The organism is Klebsiella sp. WP3-W18-ESBL-02, assembly GCF_014168815.1.
GTDB lineage: Bacteria > Pseudomonadota > Gammaproteobacteria > Enterobacterales > Enterobacteriaceae > Kluyvera > Kluyvera ascorbata_B.
This window is the reverse complement of record NZ_AP021972.1, coordinates 3774095-3792197: the sequence shown is the minus strand read 5'-3', so window position 1 is coordinate 3792197 and position 18103 is coordinate 3774095. Positions and strand designations below refer to the sequence as shown.

General features: G+C 57.8%; 18 protein-coding genes. 2 read left to right on the top strand and 16 right to left on the bottom strand.

Annotated elements, in window-relative coordinates:
* Positions 1-46: 46 nt before the first annotated feature.
* Entirely contained in the window at positions 47-640 is a 594-nt protein-coding gene (gene yajL, locus H7R56_RS18115) for a protein deglycase YajL (protein ID WP_182928327.1), read from the bottom strand.
* Entirely contained in the window at positions 603-1514 is a 912-nt protein-coding gene (gene panE / locus H7R56_RS18110) for a 2-dehydropantoate 2-reductase (protein ID WP_106928018.1), read from the bottom strand. Before panE ends, yajL begins: the two co-directional genes overlap by 38 nt.
* 166 nt (positions 1515-1680) lie before the next feature.
* Between panE and H7R56_RS18105 the strand changes: the two genes are divergently transcribed.
* Positions 1681-2172 carry a YajQ family cyclic di-GMP-binding protein gene (locus H7R56_RS18105; RefSeq protein ID WP_106928016.1) on the top strand — a complete coding sequence of 164 codons (492 nt, stop codon included), beginning with the start codon at positions 1681-1683 and terminating at the stop codon, positions 2170-2172.
* Positions 2173-2214: 42 nt separating this feature from the next.
* Here H7R56_RS18105 and H7R56_RS18100 read toward each other — a convergent pair whose 3' ends face one another.
* From H7R56_RS18100 to H7R56_RS18065, 8 genes are all read right to left on the bottom strand, one after another.
* A complete protein-coding gene (locus H7R56_RS18100) occupies positions 2215-3579 on the bottom strand; it encodes an MFS transporter (RefSeq protein ID WP_106928014.1) in 1365 nt (454 codons plus the stop codon).
* A 157-nt stretch (positions 3580-3736) separates the two neighbouring features.
* Positions 3737-4747, bottom strand: a complete 1011-nt coding sequence (locus H7R56_RS18095; protein ID WP_182928326.1) for a Gfo/Idh/MocA family protein — start codon at positions 4745-4747, stop codon at positions 3737-3739.
* Positions 4744-6108, bottom strand: a complete 1365-nt coding sequence (locus H7R56_RS18090) for an MFS transporter (RefSeq protein ID WP_182928325.1) — start codon at positions 6106-6108, stop codon at positions 4744-4746. Before H7R56_RS18090 ends, H7R56_RS18095 begins: the two co-directional genes overlap by 4 nt.
* A 13-nt stretch (positions 6109-6121) precedes the next feature.
* Complete coding sequence (locus tag H7R56_RS18085; protein ID WP_106928008.1) at positions 6122-6925, bottom strand: sugar phosphate isomerase/epimerase family protein; 804 nt, start codon at positions 6923-6925, stop codon at positions 6122-6124.
* Between the two features lie 75 nt (positions 6926-7000).
* Positions 7001-8695, bottom strand: a complete 1695-nt coding sequence (locus H7R56_RS18080; RefSeq protein WP_106928006.1) for an FAD-dependent oxidoreductase — start codon at positions 8693-8695, stop codon at positions 7001-7003.
* A 10-nt stretch (positions 8696-8705) separates the two neighbouring features.
* Complete coding sequence (locus tag H7R56_RS18075; protein WP_106928004.1) at positions 8706-9026, bottom strand: NIPSNAP family protein; 321 nt, start codon at positions 9024-9026, stop codon at positions 8706-8708.
* Positions 9023-10717: an FAD-dependent oxidoreductase gene (locus H7R56_RS18070; RefSeq protein WP_106928002.1), complete on the bottom strand. Its 1695-nt coding sequence runs from the start codon at positions 10715-10717 to the stop codon at positions 9023-9025. Before H7R56_RS18070 ends, H7R56_RS18075 begins: the two co-directional genes overlap by 4 nt.
* The gene (locus tag H7R56_RS18065; RefSeq protein WP_106928000.1) at positions 10714-11535 is read right to left on the bottom strand and encodes a shikimate dehydrogenase family protein; all 822 of its coding nucleotides are present in this window, start codon (positions 11533-11535) and stop codon (positions 10714-10716) included. The genes H7R56_RS18070 and H7R56_RS18065 overlap by 4 nt, the downstream gene beginning before the upstream one ends.
* Before the next feature lie 152 nt (positions 11536-11687).
* Here H7R56_RS18065 and H7R56_RS18060 point away from each other — a divergent pair, with 152 nt between their 5' ends.
* On the top strand, positions 11688-12446 hold the full coding sequence (locus tag H7R56_RS18060) for an IclR family transcriptional regulator domain-containing protein (protein WP_106927998.1): 759 nt from the start codon (positions 11688-11690) through the stop codon (positions 12444-12446).
* Positions 12447-12523: 77 nt separating this feature from the next.
* Here H7R56_RS18060 and H7R56_RS18055 read toward each other — a convergent pair whose 3' ends face one another.
* From H7R56_RS18055 to cyoA, 6 genes are all read right to left on the bottom strand, one after another.
* Positions 12524-12679, bottom strand: coding sequence for a Hok/Gef family protein (locus H7R56_RS18055; RefSeq protein ID WP_106927996.1), 156 nt, complete (start codon positions 12677-12679; stop codon positions 12524-12526).
* 311 nt (positions 12680-12990) lie between these two features.
* The gene (cyoE, locus tag H7R56_RS18050; protein WP_106927994.1) at positions 12991-13878 is read right to left on the bottom strand and encodes a heme o synthase; all 888 of its coding nucleotides are present in this window, start codon (positions 13876-13878) and stop codon (positions 12991-12993) included.
* A gap of 11 nt (positions 13879-13889) precedes the next feature.
* On the bottom strand, positions 13890-14219 hold the full coding sequence (locus H7R56_RS18045) for a cytochrome o ubiquinol oxidase subunit IV (protein WP_106927992.1): 330 nt from the start codon (positions 14217-14219) through the stop codon (positions 13890-13892).
* A complete protein-coding gene (locus tag H7R56_RS18040; RefSeq protein ID WP_106927990.1) occupies positions 14219-14830 on the bottom strand; it encodes a cytochrome o ubiquinol oxidase subunit III in 612 nt (203 codons plus the stop codon). Before H7R56_RS18040 ends, H7R56_RS18045 begins: the two co-directional genes overlap by 1 nt.
* Positions 14820-16811: a cytochrome o ubiquinol oxidase subunit I gene (gene cyoB, locus H7R56_RS18035; protein WP_106927988.1), complete on the bottom strand. Its 1992-nt coding sequence runs from the start codon at positions 16809-16811 to the stop codon at positions 14820-14822. Before cyoB ends, H7R56_RS18040 begins: the two co-directional genes overlap by 11 nt.
* A 19-nt stretch (positions 16812-16830) precedes the next feature.
* Entirely contained in the window at positions 16831-17778 is a 948-nt protein-coding gene (gene cyoA, locus H7R56_RS18030) for a cytochrome o ubiquinol oxidase subunit II (RefSeq protein WP_182928324.1), read from the bottom strand.
* Between the last annotated feature and the right edge of the window lie 325 nt (positions 17779-18103).

Genomic DNA, 18103 nt, shown 5'->3' with positions numbered 1-18103 from the left:
CAGAACGATGCAGGCCCGATGGCGCTACGCTTATCGGGCCTGCATTTTACGCTTCGTAATAGTTATAGATCCCAGCCGCCATTACCAACTGCGATGCCACTTCGTACGCTTTCTCGCGCCCGACCAGCAGGTCGATAATCTTCAGCCCGAAATCAATGGATGTGCCCGGCCCCTGACTGGTGAGCAGGTTGACGCGCGGGTCCCACGCGACACGTTTATCCATCCACTGGTCTTCCGGGATTTTATCCTTCAGCGCCGGGAAGCCCGTCATGTTGCCGATGGGGAACAGGTCATGCGGCACCAGTACGGTTGCCGCTGATGCACAAATGGCGGCGACGATACGGCCTGAATGATGAAACTGTCTGACCGTTTCCACCAGCAGCGGGCTGTCGCGGAAGTACTCCGCCCCTTTGATGCCGCCCGGCAGGATGATGATGTCGAAATCACCGTCCGCCACTTCCACCAGCGGCGCATCGGCCAGCAGCTTAACGCCGCGTGAACAGGTAATGGCCAGATTGCCGTCGCTTGCGACGCTAGCGGTGGTGACCTGAATTCCGCCACGCACCAGCAAATCGATTGTGGTGACGGCTTCCATCTCTTCACTACCAGGAGCGAGGCAAATCAGTGCCGACGCGCTCATATTCACTCTCCTTACGTTTAACGCGTTCATACAGGCGGGTATTTTCCGGCACCGGAATACCGTGCGCCCGCGCGCGCTTGAGCAGAAAACCGGTAATGTAGTCGATTTCTGTATGACGCTGCGCGCGAATATCCTGCAACATCGACGAGATATTCTCCGCCGTCAGGTCGATGACCTGGTTGACATAAAATAACAGACTTTCCGGAGAGGTATGAAACCCTTCACGCGTCATGGTCTGCGCCACCTCTTCACAGATACGGGCAATATGCTCCTGATGGTCGCGCAGCGCACCGTTAGGGCAGTCCATCAACGCGGTCAGCGGGTTAATGACGCAGTTGACCGCCAGCTTGCGCCACATGGCAGAGTGGATATTGTCGTGCCAGGCGACGTCCGGCAGAACGTTTTGCAGCGTGACGGCGAGCGCGCTGTAATCGGCCTCATAGCGTTTGGCCGGGCCAATGTGGGTCGTCCCGTTGGCGACGTGGATAATGACGTTGCCATCGCGTCGTGCCGCCTGCGTGGTGGCACCGAGCAGAATCGGCTGCCTGAGGTCATTGAGCTCGATAAGGGTGCCCATGCCGTTATGAATCAGTAAAATCGGCGTGGTATCCGGCAGGTGCGCGGCAAGCGCTCTGACCGCATCGGAGACCTGCCAGGCTTTGAGCGTCACCAGCAGTAAATCGCTTTGTGCCAGAAAGTCAGGATCGTTAGCGGTTAACGACTCATTGAAGACGCTGCCGTCCAGCTCTATCAGGTTCACGCTACAGTAGGGCTGAGGTACGCGTAGCCATCCTTGTACTTCAAATCCTTTTTTGTAGAGCGCCGTCATCCATAGCTGACCCAGCGCGCCACATCCCAATACTGTTATTTTCAAACATCCTCCTTACCACACCAGATGCGACTGGTATGTCATACTTCACGCCGATCACCCGAATAAGTGTGAGTATAGCGCTATCCGCTGAGCTTCCGGGGATAACCAGTTGAGTTATGCCGCGTTGCAGGTATTATGCAACGCAAAAGAAACTAAGGGAGGGGAAAAGATGCCATCTTTCGATATTGTCTCTGAAGTTGATCTTCAGGAAGCGCGTAACGGTGTGGATAACGCGGCCCGTGAGGTTGAGTCACGTTTCGATTTTCGCGGCGTAGAAGCGACCATTGAGCTGAATGAAGCCAATAAAACCATCAAGGTGCTGAGCGAGTCCGATTTCCAGGTGAACCAGCTGCTGGATATTCTGCGTGCCAAGCTGCTGAAACGCGGCATTGAAGGTGCGTCTCTCGATGTGCCAGAAGACTTCGTGCACAGCGGTAAAACCTGGTTTGTTGAAGCTAAGCTGAAGCAGGGCATTGAAAGCGCGGTGCAGAAGAAAATCGTCAAGCTGATTAAAGACAGCAAACTGAAGGTGCAGGCGCAAATTCAGGGCGAAGAGATTCGCGTGACCGGGAAATCCCGCGACGACCTGCAGTCGGTGATGGCGCTGGTGCGCGGCGGCGACCTTGGCCAACCGTTCCAGTTCAAAAACTTCCGCGACTAACGGCGAAAGTACGGCCCACACTCCAGTGCGGGCCGATGCTGCTTAATGGGCGGCAATCACCTGTTCCACCTCAAAACGGTTGGTCACTTTGCTGTCGATTTTGACGTAGGCCGAGTGTTCATCTGCCACCACTAACACCTCTTTCACCCCGTCCGTCGCCAGAAGACGTTCACGCAGAGACTCATCAGCGGCAACATCTTGCGGTATTTCGACGCGCAGACTGCTAACGTACTGCGGCTCCTGCATAGTCATCGACACCAGCAGCCAGACCGTCGCCAGCAGCGCGCCGGCGAGGAATACCGTTTGTGAATCAAACAGGCCGTCAATCCAGCCGCCGAGCGAACCGCCGATGGCTACACCGAGGAACTGGCTGGTGGAATAAATGCCCATTGCCGTGCCTTTGTAGCCCGCCGGGGCTTCTTTGCTGATCAGCGACGGCAGCAGCGCTTCCATCAGGTTAAAGGCGAGGAAGAAAATCTGCACGCCCGCCACCAGCTCCCAGAAGTAGCTGCCGGAACCCCACAGCACAATTTCGGCAATCAGCAGCAGAGCAATGCACAGCACGAATACGCGCTTCATGCGGCGCTTCACTTCCGCGTAGATGATAAACGGTACCACTGCGATAAACGATACCACCATGGTCACCAGATAGATTTTCCAGTGTTCGGCGGCCGGGAACCCAGCGGACTCCAGCTGGCCCGGCAGAGCGACAAAGGTGGACATCAGCAGAATGTGCAGGCACATGATGCCGAAATTAAGCTTCAGCAGCCTCGGCTCCATCAGCACCTTGCTGAAGCAGCCTTTCACCATTCCGGACTCGCGGTTGAGCACGTGGTTTTTGCTGTCCGGCACTACCCACAGGGTGAGCAGAATCCCCAGCGTCGCCAGCCCGGCAATCATCCAGAACAGGGCGTGCAGACCGAGTTTATGGGTGATGATCGGACCTAACACCATCGCAATGGCAAACGTCACGCCGAAGCTGACGCCGATAAACGCCATCGCTTTGGTGCGGTTTTGTTCGCGGGTGAGGTCGGAAAGCAGCGCCATCACCGCCGCGGCAATCGCCCCGGAGCCCTGAAGGGCGCGGCCAAGAATAATGCCCCAGATGGAGTCGGACAGGGCCGCAATCACGCTGCCCAGAACAAAAATCGCCAGCCCGCCGACGATCAGCGGTTTGCGGCCGACGCGGTCAGAAATCAGCCCGAATGGGATCTGAAACACCGCTTGTGCTAAACCATAAATGCCAATTGCCAGGCCAATCAGCGCTTCGCTGGCGCCCTGCAATGCCATGCCGTATGTGGTCAGAACCGGAAGGACCATAAACATACCGAGCATACGCAAAGAAAATACGGTCCCTAAACCCCAGGTGGCGCGTAACTCACCCGGCGTCATTTTGTAATCGTTCATTCCCACCTCTATATAAAAGCTGGGAGTAGTGTAGTGCGGGGAGAGGGCAGGGTAAACAGAGGGTTAATTAACAAATATTACATTATTGAATCATTTGTGCTGAATAGCGACATTGATGGTAACCCGGCGACGAACTGTCGCCGGGGAAAGAGGCCGATCAGGCGGCCTGCTGACGGATCGCGTCGATCACCTCAAGCGAGCGTAATGCATCTGCTGCATCAATAATTGGCCTGGCCTCGCCGTTAATCACCTGCAGGAAATGACGCAGTTGCAGAATAAACGGGTCGATGGCCTCAACGGGTAACGTCTCCTGCAACAGCGGCGCGTGCCAGCCGCTTTGCTCGCCGTAGCGCCACCAGCGCATCTGCGGAATGGCCAGCGCCCCTTTACTACCGGAGATCAGGTAGCAGTTTTCCGGGGTATGCGCGTAGACCGCGTTCTCCGCTGAGTTCACCTCCCAGCTCCACGGGCTGACGCCGCAGTCGCTCAGCACCGCGCTGCCCAGCGCACCGCAGGCGAAGCGCAGGTTGACCACCGCGCTGTCTTCATTGGCGAAGCCGCGCCCGGCGTTGCTGGTCATCGCCTGCACATCGTCAATTTCGCCCAGCAGATAACGCAGCAGGTCGATGTCGTGTACCAGATTCACCAGCAGCGGCCCGGCGCCCGGTTCGCGCCGCCAGGCGACGTCAAAGTAATCGTCGGGTTTTTGCAGGATCCAGTGCGCCGAGACTGCAACAATCGTTCCCAGTTCACCGCGGTCGATCAGCGATTTTGCCGCTGCGGTCAGCGCATTGTGTCGACGGTGGTGCCCCACCAGTACCGGGACGCCGTGTCGCGTCGCCGCCTCCACCAGTTCCCGCGCGCGTTCCGGCGACTCGGCTACCGGTTTTTCCACCAGCACCGGAATGCCGCGCTCCACGCAGGCAATGGCATACGGCACGTGCAGGGTATTTGGCGTGGCGTTAATGACCCCCTGCGGCTGGGCCTGATCCAGCATATCGTTGACCTCGGCGTACCACGCCACGCCGAGGGATTTCGCCAGCGCTTGCGCCTGTGGTGATGGATCGGCCAGCGCCACCAGTTCGGCCTCTGGCGTTTGCTGAATGACATCAATGTGTTTGCGCCCGATGGCGCCAGCGCCAATAACGGCAAGACGAATACGGCTCATGATGGGCTCCTGACGGTTGCGGTGAGGGAAGAGGGTTTATCGACCGGTCCAGCCGCCCAGTAGCCTTTGGCGGCCAGGCCGATGACGGTCAGCGCCGCCGGAATGCCGAGGATCAGGAACACCGATTTAAAATCGAGGCCCAGCGCCAGCATTTCCGCGCCAGCGAAGGCGCTGAGGATGGCACCGATACGGCCTACGCCGTGCATCCAGCTGGAGCCGGTGGCGCGGGCCTGGGTGGGATAGAAACGCGCGGAAAGGGCGTTCATTCCGGTATTGGCGCCGTTCAGGCATGCGCCGCTGACGAAGGCGAGCAGGCACAGTAGCGGGAAATTCACGCCCGCGTAGCCAATCGCCATGGTAAACAGTCCTCCAACGGCGAAAATTACCCCCAGCGCCCGGTGCGGATCGATCCGGTCCATTAGCCAGCCGGCGAATAGCGAGCCGACGGTGCCGCCCGCCTGGTAGATGGCGGTCATAATCGCCGCCTGGCTGACGGTCAGGCCAATCTCTTTCACCAGCGTCGGTAGCCAGCTACCGAGGATATAGACCAGGAACAGCCCCATAAAATAGACCAGCCACAGCATCAGCGAGCCGAACAGATACTCCCGCGACAGCACGATGCGCATGGCGCTGCTTTTGACGGGCTGCTGCGGCAGAATAAACTGCACGTTTTCACTGACCTGACCGGGGTAAAACCGTTGCAGAATAGCGTGGATCCGCGCGGTGGGAGCCTGCTTGATCACCAGAAAACGCGCCGATTCCGGTAGCTTCCAGATAAGAATGGGGGCGAACAGCAGCGGCAGCACACCGCCCAGCGCCATCAGCGAGTGCCAGCCGAACTGTGGAATCAGCCATGAAGCGGCAAACCCGCCAATAGCGGCGCCGAAGGTGAAACCGCAGAAAATCACGGTGATGATAAACGAACGTTTTCGTTCCGGCGCATACTCTGACACCAGCGTACTCATGTTCGGCATCGCCGCGCCCAGCCCGAGGCCGGTCATAAAGCGGAAGAAGATCATCTGCTCAATGTTCTGGGAAAACGCCGTCGCTACCGTCCAGAAACCGAAGAAAAAGACGCTATTGATGATGATTTTCTTGCGTCCCAGCCAGTCGGCGAGCGGGCCGGAAAATAGCGCCCCAAGCGCCAGGCCGATTAGCGCGGTGCTGATGACAAAGCCCAGTTCGTGGTTACTGACGCCCCACTCCTGCTTAAGCGTTGGCGCGATAAAACCCATGATGGCAATATCGAAACCGTCCAGCGCGATGACGCAAAAACCGAGGAAAATAACCAGCTTCTGATAACGGCTGAGCGGGTTGGAATTGATTAACTCTCTGACATCCAGGCGTTGTGTCTGTGACATAGCGTACCCCCGATTACAGGAAGGATTGTGCAGCGTTAAACAGCAGCTGTGCGCGTTGTTGCGCCGGCAAAGCTCCCTGAGCACCGGCCAGCGGGACTTCCAGCGAAATGGGCAGCGTTGCCGGTAGCGCCGCCAGCAGGCCGTGTAGATCCAGCTCGCCTTCGCCCGGTATCCGGCGCGCGCAGCGGGCCTGGTAAATCAGTTCCTGCGTCTCTGTGGGAATACGCGCTGGGGCGTCACACAGCTGCATGTAGTTCAACTGCTGTGGCGCCAGCGTGGCTAACGTCTCCAGCGATTCCCCCGCGCGCCAGAAGTGGATGGCATCGACCAGAATACCCACGTTGTGCTGGCCGCTGGCGGCAATCAACGCCTGTGCGCTGGCAAGCGTCGGCAGATGAGTCCACGGCATCGGTTCCAGATTCATGGTCAGCCCGTAGGCAGCGCCTGCCTGCGTCAGTAGGGCCAGGTTCTCCGCACAGCGGGCCAGATTGTCGTCATTGCCGGCCACCAGCACCTGCTGAGCTTCCAGCCGGGCGGCGGTTTCCAGGAACGGGCGCAGCGCTTCAAGGCTGAAGTCCGGCGTCAGGCGCACGATCTCCACGTCGGAGACGCGGATGCCGGTATCGCGCAGCGCGGCCAGGGTTTCGCGTACAGTTGGAGTATCGCCGAGCATGTCGTAATCGGGATCGTCAGGGGTCGCAGGCAGCAGACGAATGCCCACGTGGCTAAAGCCGGTGCGTGCCGCGATGCGCACGTGTTCCGGCGGTGGAACGTCCAGCACGGTGAGTGCTGCTAGCGAGAGAGAACGCATATTCATACAGACTCCAGTACAGTTGCAGGTAAGATTTGTTGTTATGTTTGGCGCCGTTCCCTGGCTAAATGCGTAATATTTTTAAGGTGTTATATTTTTGGCGAAGTTTTTCCCCACCAGATAACCGAAGGTCATGGCAGGGCCAAGCGTGATGCCGCCGCTGGGGTAGAACCCCTGCATCACGCTCGACATATCGTTACCCACGGCAAACAGGCCGGGGATCGGGCGTTGTTTTACGTCGAGCACCCGCGCTTGCTCATCGGTTTTCAGTCCGCTGAACGAGCCGAGCGAGCCGGGGAGAATACGCACCGCATAGTACGGAGCCTTTTCCAGCGCCCCCAGCGTGGGGCTGGGCTGGTGGCTGGCATCGCCCTGCGCGCGGTTGTAGGCGGAAGCGCCGCGCTGGAAGTCGTCATCGCGCCCCTGACGGGCAAAGTCGTTGAAGCGCGCGACGGTAGCGCTGAGTGCCGGGCCGTCGATGCTGCATTTTTGCGCCAGCTCTGCCAGCGTGCTGGCACTTTGCAGGTAACCGGTACGCAGCCAGGCTTTTACCGGGAACGGCGTGGGCCGCGCGTGACCGAGGCCGTAACGGTGCAGCGCCTGGCTGTCGGCAATCAGCCACGCCGCCGGTTTTTCGCCCTCCGGCGTGGCGTCGATCAGCGCGGCGATAAAGTCATGGTAGGAGTCCGCTTCATTAACGAAGCGTTTGCCGTTGTCCCGCACCGCAATAAACCCCGGCTTAGCGCGCTCAACGAGGTGCGGAAAGGCCAGCTGTATGCCGCTGGCCAGCGACACGCGCGACACCGGCGCCCACGCCATCGGGTGTTTGAGTGAGCGATCAAACTGCCCGCCGGCCGTTTCGCCAAGGCGAATGCCATCGCCCTGATTCCCCGGCGGTGCGGCGGAAAAATGACCGTAGCCCTGTGCTGCGTGGGGTACCTGTTCTGCCAGTCGCTGCTTGTCGTGCGGGAAACCTCCGCAGGCCAGCACAACCGCACGGGCGTTGATCTGAATTTCGCCATCATCGCTACTCAGTATGGCTCCGGTCACGCCGCTGGCGTTTTGTAACAGCCGCGTCACCGGGGCGTTGAGCTGAAAACTGACCTTGGCGTCCAGCGCTGAACGTAGCAGGCGAGCCACCAGCGCGTTACCGTTGACCAGATGGCGGCCGCGCCCGTGGCGCAGTCGCTGCCAGCCATGACGCGCGAGCCGTCGTGCGGCATACAGTGCGGATCGCGGCGAGCGAGTGGCGTTAAAAAAGTGCGCCATATCCTCGCCGCCAGCGATGCCCATTCCCGCCAGACTGATGGTTTCAAGCGGTGGACGCAGGCGATGCAGCCAGTCGCCCAGCTCGCGAGCGTCATAGGGTTGAGCGGTAACCGAACGACCGCCGTTAACGAAGCCCTGGCTGTTGTGAAAGTCCGGCATTTTACTGCCAGACACAAATTGCACGGCGGTACGGCGACGGAAAAAATCCACCATCTCCGGCCCGTAACGTAAAAAAGTCCGCAGGCGCGCATCGGCCGGACGTCCCTCCATTTCGGCCTGAAGATAGGCCAGCGGTGCGGCGTCATCCTCGATAATACCCTCCTCGCGGGCGAGTGGATTCTGTGGTATCCACAGCCAGCCTCCGGACCAGGCGCTGGTGCCGCCAATCGTCGACTCTTTTTCAGCGACCAGCACTCGCGCGCCGTGCAGCGCCGCGGTCACTGCGGCTGACAGCCCCGCCGCACCGGAGCCGATGACCAGCATATCCACCTCAACGAGCCTGCTCATGTATGCCTCCTTATTGCAGCGGGGAGAAATCGGTCGGGCGCATCAGGACCGACTCCAGACGTTCAACCGCTGCCAGCTCGCGGTTTTTACGCGAGAAGGTCAGCCAACGCTCATCCTGTGCCATACGCGCGCGCCGCACCAGGCGATCGTCCAGGCTTTCGTAAGCCCAGATGTGAACCACCTGATTGACTACGCCAATCTCGGTAAAGAAGAAGCCTATTAGCTTACCGAGATGCTCAGTCTGGACCGCAAAGGCGTCGCTTTTGTACAGCGCGAGCCAGTCAGCCATCTTCAGCGGATTGATGGTGTAGGTGCGTTTTTCGTAGATCATGATGCTTCTCCTGAAGTGAGTGGGGATGTGTTGGTCATATGCACTGCGGCGAGATAGCCGAAGGTGAGCGCCGGGCCGAGGGTGATCCCAGGGCCGGGGTAGGTGCCCGCCATCAGCGAGTCCATGTCGTTGCCGACGGCGTATAGCCCACCGATGGGCTGGCCCTGCTGGTTAATCACCTGCGCGTCGGCGGTGGTGACCAGCCCGCGCGAGGTGCCCAGATCGCCGGTAAACAGTTTGATGGCGTAAAACGGCGCGCTTAACAGCGGCGCGTTACAGGCGTTCGGGCGGTGTGCCGCATCGCCCATCGCGCGGTTGTAGCTGTTGCCGCCTTTATTGAATTCGCTGTCGTGGCCGGTTTGTGCGTCCTGGTTATAATCGGCGACGGTCTGCTCAAGCTGCTGCGGGTCGATACCCAACTGCTGCGCCAGCTCGCCCAGGCTCTGCGCCTGATGCAGATACCCGGCGTTGACCAGCGCATCGTTATTGACCGGCGCTGGACGCGCCAGCCCCAGGCCATAGCGCTTCATCGCATTCGCGTCGCAAAGCAGATAGCAGGGAGCGTTCTCCGGCTGTTGCTGCATGGCGCTGGCGAAGTGGTGGTAGGAGTTGGACTCATTGACGAAGCGTAGGCCGTGCTGGTTGACGGCAATCATCCCCGGCTTGGCGCGGTCGGTGACCAGGTGCGGAAACCGCTCTTCGCTGCCGTCCGGACGGCGCAGCACGGAGACCGGCGCCCAGAAGAAGTTAGATGGCAGATCGGCCCCCTGACGGGCATCAACGCCTAGCCCCAGCTGAAATGCGGCGCCATCATTGGTCGCGGGCGACATGGTGTAGTGCTGCTGAGTTGCGGGGCGGAACTGCGGCGCAATACGCCCGGCGGCGAATCCTCCGGCGGCTAGCACCACGCCGCGACGCGCGTGCAGTGCGACCGATTTGCCGTCGCGCTCAATTTCGACGCCGGTGACGCGACCATTCTGCTCCGTCAACGATTTCACCGTCACGTTAAGCTCCAGCTCCAGCCCTTTGCGCAGCGCCAGCGTGGCCATGCGGGCGATCAGCGCGTTGCCCATTGCCAGACGGGTGCCACGATGGTGACGCAGTCGGTCGCGTCCGTAGCGCAGCAGCAGCTTTGCGCAGTGGCGGAATGAGCGCCATGAGCGTCGCATATCGAGGAAATGCTGAATATCGACGCGGTTAACCATCATGCCGCCAAACAGCAGCATCCCCGGCGGCGGTGAGCGCAGCGTTTTAAAGTGTTCGCCCAGCTCGCGCCCGTCGTACTCCACCACTTCCAGCGCGCGGCCCACGTCGACTGCGCCGGGCTCATCCGGGTAATAGTCCGGCGACAGGGGGCGCAGGCTATATTTCACCGCGCCTTGCTGCTCGAGAAAGGCCAGCGCGTCACGCCCGGCGTGAACAAACGCATCCACCATCTCCGGGCGATAATGGGTGTCGCCAATAATGGTGCGCAGGTAGGTTTTTATCTCCTCAGGGGAGCCGCTTTTGCCGAGGTGGCGCGCCTGGTCGGTATCGTTGATCCACACCGCGCCGCCGGAGATCGCCGACGTGCCGCCAAAGTGCGGCGCTTTTTCCAGCATCAGCACGGAGAGCCCTTTGCAGCAGGCCGTCACGGCGGCGGCAAACCCCGCCGCACCGCTGCCGATAACGATCACGTCCCAGCTTTTCATGCGGCGACCTCATGTGGTGAGGGTATCGCACCGATGAACTGCCCAATCAGCTCCATCTGCGCTAGCGCCATTTCCGGCCCGGTTTGCGTGCGGCAGCCACGCTCGCTGGCGAAGGCCAGCAGCGGGGTGACAACCGGTGCGGTGACGACATCGGCAACGTGCGTGGCGGCGGTTAACGTTTCAAGCAGCGCTGGGCTTAGCGGCAGCGGATCGAAGCCCGCCATACCCGCAGGAGAACCGTTGACCAGCAGATCGATTTCCGCCAGCGATTCGGGCAGGGCGGTGAGGTGGACGCTCGGGAAATGGGTGGCGAGACGATTCTCCAGACGCTGGCGGCTGGCGTCGTCGCGATCGTGCAGGGCCAGACTGTGGATGCCCGCTTCGCACAGACTCCAGGCGATGGCGCTACCGACGCCGCCGCAGCCGGTGAGCAGGGCGCGCTTGCCGACGGTGGCAAAACCGTGCGCGTCGGCGGCGCGCAGGAAGCCGACGCCGTCAAGCATATCGCCCTCTAAGCGGCCGTCCGCCAGCTTGCGAACTACGTTGACCGCATTCAGATGACGGGCGCGCGATGTCAGGCTATCCAGCAGCCCGGCAACGCGCTGTTTATGGGGAATGGTAACCAAAATACCGCTCATATTCTGCCAGCCGCGCAGGGCGTTCAGATAGTCGGCAACGGCTTCCGGCGCGATATCGACCGGGATCATTACCTTATCCATGCTCTGGCTGGCAAAGTAGTGGTTAAAGTTTTCCGGTGATTTCACCTGGGTAATGGGATGCCCGATAACGGCGACGACCTGAGTAAATCCGCTGACCATTGCTCACCTCGCTTGTTAATAAACTGTTGCGTAAGTATTTCAATGGAAGCGGTGAGCGACAACGCAGAATTCGGACGGGTTGGTTGTTAATCGCACCGACAGTGCGATAATCGCAGTATTCGACTCCCTCTGTTGCAAAAGTGTGAACAACTATGCAAAACGAGATTCATCAACGCGATCTGATTGTGGGGCTGCAAAAGGGGCTGGCGCTGATCCAGCTTTTTTCAAAGGCGAACCCGCGTCTGACGGTGCCGCAGGCGGCGAAAATGAGCGGGTTGACGCAGAGCGCGGCTCGCCGATTTTTCCTGACGCTGGTACACGACGGCTATCTGGATACCGATGGGCGCTATTACTGGCTGATGGCGAAAACGCTGCGTTTGGGGCAGGCCTACGTTGATTCCGCGCAGTTCCCGCGTATGGTACGGCCGATTGTTGAATATGTTGCTAGTCGTACAGAGGAACACGCGTCGGTGGGGGTGATCGATGACAACGAGCTGGTCTATATTGCCCGCAGCAAACATACGCCGTTTAACTCAACTTCTGTACGGCTCGGTGAACGAGTGCCGATTCACTGCACCGCGGGCGGTCGCTTGTGGTTAGCCTCGTTGCCGGAAGCTGAATGCGAGGCTGTGTTGCAGCGAGTAGCCCGCGAGCAACGAACGCCTTACACGGTGACGGATGTACCGATATTGATGGAGCGTATCGCGCAGGTTCGTCGTCAGGGATACGCCTCTATTGAGCAGGAGTTTGAGATAGGTATGCTGGTGATCGCCGTTCCACTTGCTGATAGGGAAGGGCTGTACTGGGGAGCGTTGAGTCTGACCAGCCACCAGTCGCGCACGTCGCTGGAGGCGCTGTGCCGGGATCATCTCGATCTGCTGTATAGCGCGCAGGCGATGCTGGTGGGCTAGCCAGGTGAAAAAAATTGGGTGCGTTGAGAATACCTGGTAGCATCAGGAGTGGCGGGGATGACTCCCCGCCGGGTCTCTTACTTAACAGATTCGTAGGCTGTGAAGACGGCGACCTCCATATGCCCGCTGCGGATACGGACCGCGCAAAGATCTTTGCGCGTGACCAGTACCGACATCACGACGGTAATACAGAGGACTACCAGGGCAACAATAACCACCTTGTTCCGCTTCATAGGCTACTTCTCCTTGACCCGAAGGTCGGTAAGAGGCTAACCTAATGTTGTATTGCATTTAGGGGCCTCAGATTAATGTTAAGCGTCTTGCCGGACGCTCAATGTTAACTGGGGCTTTTGTCTATCTGCCTTTCGCGTAATGCCTAAGACAAACAGTCTCAAGCACCCGCTGTGATTCTATACCTCTTCCCTTCGAATAAGCCGTCTGAACGGCGACCTTGCCAATATTTAGGAAAACATCAATATTGGGCGCTTTTCTTCAGGCAATAAAAAACCCCGCCGAAGCGAGGTTTTTATCAAACGGTGTCTCTTTACCAGACGTAAGTCAGCAGGTTCTGAGAATTCGGCACCATAAAGTCGACCGACATCATCACGCTGAGCGCGGTAATGGCGATGATAGAGAAGCCGAACAGCTTGCGCGCCCAGACTTTATCATCTTCCACGTTGTAACCGCGCAGCGCCATGCCGAGCCACCATACGCTCACCGCAGCGGCAACAATCAGGTATTTATAACCCGCGTAGCCGCCAAGCGTTAGCATCAGCGTGGCGATAGCAAAAGCGACGATGTACAGCGTAATGTGATTTTTTGCCACCGAAATGCCCTTCACCACCGGCAGTACCGGGATGTTCGCTGCCTGATAATCCTTAAAACGGAAAATCGCGATAGCGTAGGAGTGGGGCATCTGCCACAGGCTGAAGATCGCCAGCAGAATCAGCGCGCCGCTGTCAAAGGTGCCGGATACTGCGCAGTAGCCAATCACCGGCGGCGCAGCGCCGGAGAGAGAACCAATCAGCGTGCCGTAAACGGAGTGGCGCTTCATGTACAGGCTGTAAACGCCGACATAAACCACGAACCCCATTACCCCCAGCCAGCAGGCGAGGGGATTGGCGCCGAACCACAGCAGCATGAAGCCAGCGAGACCCAGCAAAGTGGCGTAGACCAGCGACGTTTTTGGCGCAATCAGTCCCTTAACCAGCACTCGGTTCTTCGTTCGCTCCATCTTACGGTCGATGTCACGATCGATGTAGTTGTTGAAAACACAACCCGAGGCGACCACCAGAGACACACCGAGAAGCGTCCAGACGAACAGCGGATAGTCGATGTGACCTTTGGAGGCCAGCAGGAAACCGCCGATCACGGAGATCAGGTTGCCAAAAATGATGCCAGGCTTCGTTACTTGCAGGTATCGCTTAAACATACTCGCCGCTCTTAGTGAACCATCATGTTGTAGTTCAGGTTCCACATAATCCAGATGGACCCTACCACCACGATGGCAATGATTATCACGGTAAAGACAAACGCGGTCAGGTTCCAGCCTTCGTCAGACTTGCTGTTCATGTGCAGGAAGTACACCAGGTGTACGACAATCTGCACCACAGCGGTCACCAGAATGGTGCCCAGAATCGCCGCATGCGACGCGCTGCCGGTCATCACCATCCAGAACGGGATCACCGTCAGGATGATAGACAGGATAAAACCTGTCATGTACGACTTCACGCTGCCGTGGGATGCGCCGCTATGATCGTTAGAATGACTCATTACATTGCCCCCATCAGATAAACAACCGAGAACACACAGATCCACACCACGTCCAGGAAGTGCCAGAACAGGCTCAGGCACAGGATACGGGTACGGTTAGTGCTGGTCAGGCCGCGGCGAGAAACCTGCACCATCAGCACCGCCATCCAGATAAGACCGGAGGTGACGTGCAGACCGTGCGTACCAACCAGCGCGAAGAACGCTGACAGGAAGCCGCTGCGATCCGGGCCCATACCTTCAACAATCAGGTGATGGAATTCATAGATTTCCATCGCGATGAACCCGGCACCAAACAGGAAGGTGAGGGCGAGCCAGGAAACGACCTGGCTCTTGTTGTTTTTGTACATGGCGATAGCCGCCATGCCGTAGGTGATGGAGCTGAATAACAGCAGTGCAGTTTCAACCAGAACGAACGGCAGCTCGAAGATATCTTTGCCGGTCGGGCCGCCCGCCGTGCCGTTTACCAGCACAGCGTAGGTAGCGAACAACGTAGCGAAGATAATGCAGTCGCTCATCAGGTAGATCCAGAAGCCGAAGATCTTCATCGGCCCTGTATCGTGATGCCCATGTTCATGCGCGTGGGCGTTATGCGCCAGAGTATCAGTTGCCATTTTTCAGCCCTGCCTTAGAAATCTCATCGAAATGCTGATTTTCCAGTTTTTCGACTTCTGCAACCGGCACGTAGTAATCCACGTCCTCGTCAAAGCTTTTGATGATCCAGGTGATCACGATGCCTGCGAAGCTGGCAATCGCCAACCACCAGATATGCCAGATCATGGCGAAACCAAAGACGGTAGCGAAGGCGGCAATCACGATACCCGCACCGCTGTTTTTCGGCATATGAATTTCTTCATACTGCGTCGGCTGTTTGTACGCTTCGCCTTTCTCTTTCATTTCCCAGAATGCGTCACGCTCATGAATGTGCGGCACAATGGCAAAGTTGTAGAACGGAGGCGGGGAAGAGGTTGCCCACTCCAGCGTACGGCCGCCCCATGGGTCACCGGTCAGGTCACGGTTCTGCTCGCGGTCGCGAATAGAGACGTAGAACTGAATCAGCTGGCACAGGATACCGCAGGCGATCAGCGCAGCACCGCACGCTGCGATAACCAGCATCGGGTGGAACTGCGGGTCAATCTGCTGGCTCAGGCGACGGGTCATGCCCATGAAGCCCAGCACGTACAGCGGCATAAACGCCACGAAGAAGCCGATGATCCAGAACCAGAAGGCGCGTTTGCCCCAGGTCTCGTTCAGGGTGAAGCCAAAGGCTTTCGGCCACCAGTAGGTCAGGCCGGCGAAGCAACCGAAGACCACACCGCCGATGATGACGTTATGGAAGTGCGCAATCAGGAACAGGCTGTTGTGCAGCACGAAGTCCGCGCCCGGCACCGCCAGCAGAACGCCGGTCATACCGCCGACCGAGAAGGTCACGATAAAGCCGATGGTCCACAGCATCGCAGAGTTGAAGACGATGCGGCCCTGATACATGGTGAACAGCCAGTTGAAGATCTTCACCCCGGTCGGGATGGCGATAATCATCGTGGTAATACCGAAGAAGGCGTTAACGTTCGCACCGGCACCCATGGTGAAGAAGTGGTGCAGCCAAACGATGAACGACAGGATGGTAATACACACGGTCGCCCACACCAGCGAGGTGTAGCCAAACAGGCGTTTACGCGAGAAGGTTGCGGCAACTTCAGAGAATACACCGAAGACCGGCAGAACCAGGATATACACTTCCGGATGGCCCCAGGCCCAAATCAGGTTGATGTACATCATCATGTTGCCGCCCATATCGTTGGTAAAGAAATGGGTGCCCAGATAGCGATCCAGGGTCAGCAGCGCGATGGTAACCGTCAGAATTGGGAAGGAGGCGATAATCAGGATGTTGGCGCACAGAGATGCCCAGGTAAATACCGGCATCTTGAACATCGTCATTCCTGGCGCACGCATCTTGATGATGGTCACAAAGAAGTTAATACCGGTTAACGTAGTACCAATACCGGAGAGCTGCAGCGCCCAAATCCAGTAATCGACCCCTACGCCCGGACTGTACTCAATTCCCGAGAGCGGCGGATAGGCCAGCCAACCGGTCTGAGCAAATTCACCTACGCCCAGAGACAGGTTAACCAGAATAACGCCGACAACGGTGAACCAGAAGCTCAGGTTGTTCAGGAACGGGAACGCCACGTCGCGCGCGCCGATCTGCAGTGGAACCACGAGGTTCATCAGACCGATAACGAACGGCATCGCCACGAAGAAGATCATGATAACGCCGTGGGCGGTAAAGATCTGATCGTAGTGATGAGGTGGCAGGAAGCCAGCTTCGCCGGCGGAGGCCAGCACCTGTTGGCTACGCATCATGACGGCATCGGCAAAGCCACGCAGCAGCATGACGATAGCGACGATGACATACATGATGCCCAGTTTTTTGTGGTCAACCGAAGTCAGCCACTCATTCCATAGGTAGGACCACTTACCGAAGTAAGTGATCAAGGCGAGTAACGCCAGACCACCGATGATAATGGCAGCGACCGTAACCATGACAATAGGTTCATGGAACGGCACTGCATCCAGTGTCAATTTTCCGAACATCGTTTTCTTCCTCGGCCCCTTAGTGAGCGGATTCCGCGTGGTTCATGTCCATGCCTTCCATACCCTCGTGCGCTGCGTGTTCGCCTTCCGGTTTGGACATGTTCATGCTTTTGCCGTGATCCATAAATTTGCTGGTCACTGCTTTAAACAAATCTGGTTTCACGCTGGAGAAGTACTCCACCTTGTTGTATTCGCTCGGTGCAGCCACTTTCTCGAATGCCGCCATGTCGTCCATGGTGTTCGGAGATTGTTTCGCTTTAGCGACCCACTGATCGAATGTGGCACGATCCGGCGTCGCAATGGCTTTGAACTTCATACCAGAGAAGCCCGGGCCGCTGTAACTGGCGGAGATACCGTCGTAGGTACCCGCTTCGTTAGCGATAAGATGCAGGTTGGTCTGCATACCGGCCATGGCGTAAATCTGGCTGCCCAGACGCGGGATAAAGAAGGAGTTCATCACGGAGTTGGAGGTCACTTTGAACTGCACCGGAACGTTCGCCGGGAAGGCGATTTCGTTGACGGTAGCAATGCCCTGCTCCGGGTAAATGAAGAACCATTTCCAGTCCATGGAAACCACTTCAATCGTGATCGGTTTCTCGTCATGTACCAGCGGTTTGCTTGGTTCTAAGGAGTGAGTGGTTTTCCAGGTCAGTACGGCGAGGAAGATGATGATAAGAATAGGCACGGTCCAGACCACAGCTTCCACTTTGTTGGAGTGTGACCAGTTCGGGCTATACTTCGCATCTTTATTGCTCGCACGGTATTTCCAGGCGAAACCAACGGCCATTAAGACGGCCGGAATGACGACGATCATCATCAGGCCGAAAGCCGTCAGAATCAGCGAACGCTGCTCCAGTCCAATCTGTCCTCTGGGGTCAAGTAGTGCAGAATCGCAGCCGCTGAGTAATACCGTGCTGGCGATTAATGACAACCATCCCAAGTTTTTATTGTATTTCCTGAGTCTCATGTAACGACCTCAATTCCACGGGGTGTTGGTGGCGTTTAAAGTGTGGGGTCATTTTACGGGAAGGTTACATTACTGTAAACATCATTGGTGCTCTGTCAGTTATGTGTTACTGGGTTCTGCCGTGCCTGTCACAGATGTTGCTAAATATGTCTATTTTCCGAGCGGAAAGCCCATCAGACGGGCGTTATAACGAAAGAGGGTATGGGGAAGGGGTTGGGATGGCAATTGGTATAACCATTGCTAAAAATATACAAATAATTAACAATTAATCATCAAATAAAAGACAATTAAAAGACGAAAATTTAATTGGTCTGGTGCTGAATCG

What these genes read in the sequence shown, in the direction of transcription:
- H7R56_RS18060 (WP_106927998.1), top strand. Translation starts at nt 11,688, where the DNA reads ATGCAAAACGAGATTCATCAACGCGATCTGATTGTGGGGCTGCAAAAG.
- H7R56_RS18075 (WP_106928004.1), bottom strand. Translation starts at nt 9,026, where the DNA reads ATGATCTACGAAAAACGCACCTACACCATCAATCCGCTGAAGATGGCT.
- cyoE (WP_106927994.1), bottom strand. Translation starts at nt 13,878, where the DNA reads ATGTTTAAGCGATACCTGCAAGTAACGAAGCCTGGCATCATTTTTGGC.
- H7R56_RS18045 (WP_106927992.1), bottom strand. Translation starts at nt 14,219, where the DNA reads ATGAGTCATTCTAACGATCATAGCGGCGCATCCCACGGCAGCGTGAAG.
- H7R56_RS18095 (WP_182928326.1), bottom strand. Translation starts at nt 4,747, where the DNA reads ATGAGCCGTATTCGTCTTGCCGTTATTGGCGCTGGCGCCATCGGGCGC.
- yajL (WP_182928327.1), bottom strand. Translation starts at nt 640, where the DNA reads ATGAGCGCGTCGGCACTGATTTGCCTCGCTCCTGGTAGTGAAGAGATG.
- H7R56_RS18105 (WP_106928016.1), top strand. Translation starts at nt 1,681, where the DNA reads ATGCCATCTTTCGATATTGTCTCTGAAGTTGATCTTCAGGAAGCGCGT.
- H7R56_RS18055 (WP_106927996.1), bottom strand. Translation starts at nt 12,679, where the DNA reads ATGAAGCGGAACAAGGTGGTTATTGTTGCCCTGGTAGTCCTCTGTATT.
- H7R56_RS18065 (WP_106928000.1), bottom strand. Translation starts at nt 11,535, where the DNA reads ATGGTCAGCGGATTTACTCAGGTCGTCGCCGTTATCGGGCATCCCATT.
- H7R56_RS18070 (WP_106928002.1), bottom strand. Translation starts at nt 10,717, where the DNA reads ATGAAAAGCTGGGACGTGATCGTTATCGGCAGCGGTGCGGCGGGGTTT.
- H7R56_RS18100 (WP_106928014.1), bottom strand. Translation starts at nt 3,579, where the DNA reads ATGAACGATTACAAAATGACGCCGGGTGAGTTACGCGCCACCTGGGGT.
- cyoA (WP_182928324.1), bottom strand. Translation starts at nt 17,778, where the DNA reads ATGAGACTCAGGAAATACAATAAAAACTTGGGATGGTTGTCATTAATC.
- H7R56_RS18040 (WP_106927990.1), bottom strand. Translation starts at nt 14,830, where the DNA reads ATGGCAACTGATACTCTGGCGCATAACGCCCACGCGCATGAACATGGG.
- cyoB (WP_106927988.1), bottom strand. Translation starts at nt 16,811, where the DNA reads ATGTTCGGAAAATTGACACTGGATGCAGTGCCGTTCCATGAACCTATT.
- H7R56_RS18090 (WP_182928325.1), bottom strand. Translation starts at nt 6,108, where the DNA reads ATGTCACAGACACAACGCCTGGATGTCAGAGAGTTAATCAATTCCAAC.
- H7R56_RS18085 (WP_106928008.1), bottom strand. Translation starts at nt 6,925, where the DNA reads ATGAATATGCGTTCTCTCTCGCTAGCAGCACTCACCGTGCTGGACGTT.
- H7R56_RS18080 (WP_106928006.1), bottom strand. Translation starts at nt 8,695, where the DNA reads ATGAGCAGGCTCGTTGAGGTGGATATGCTGGTCATCGGCTCCGGTGCG.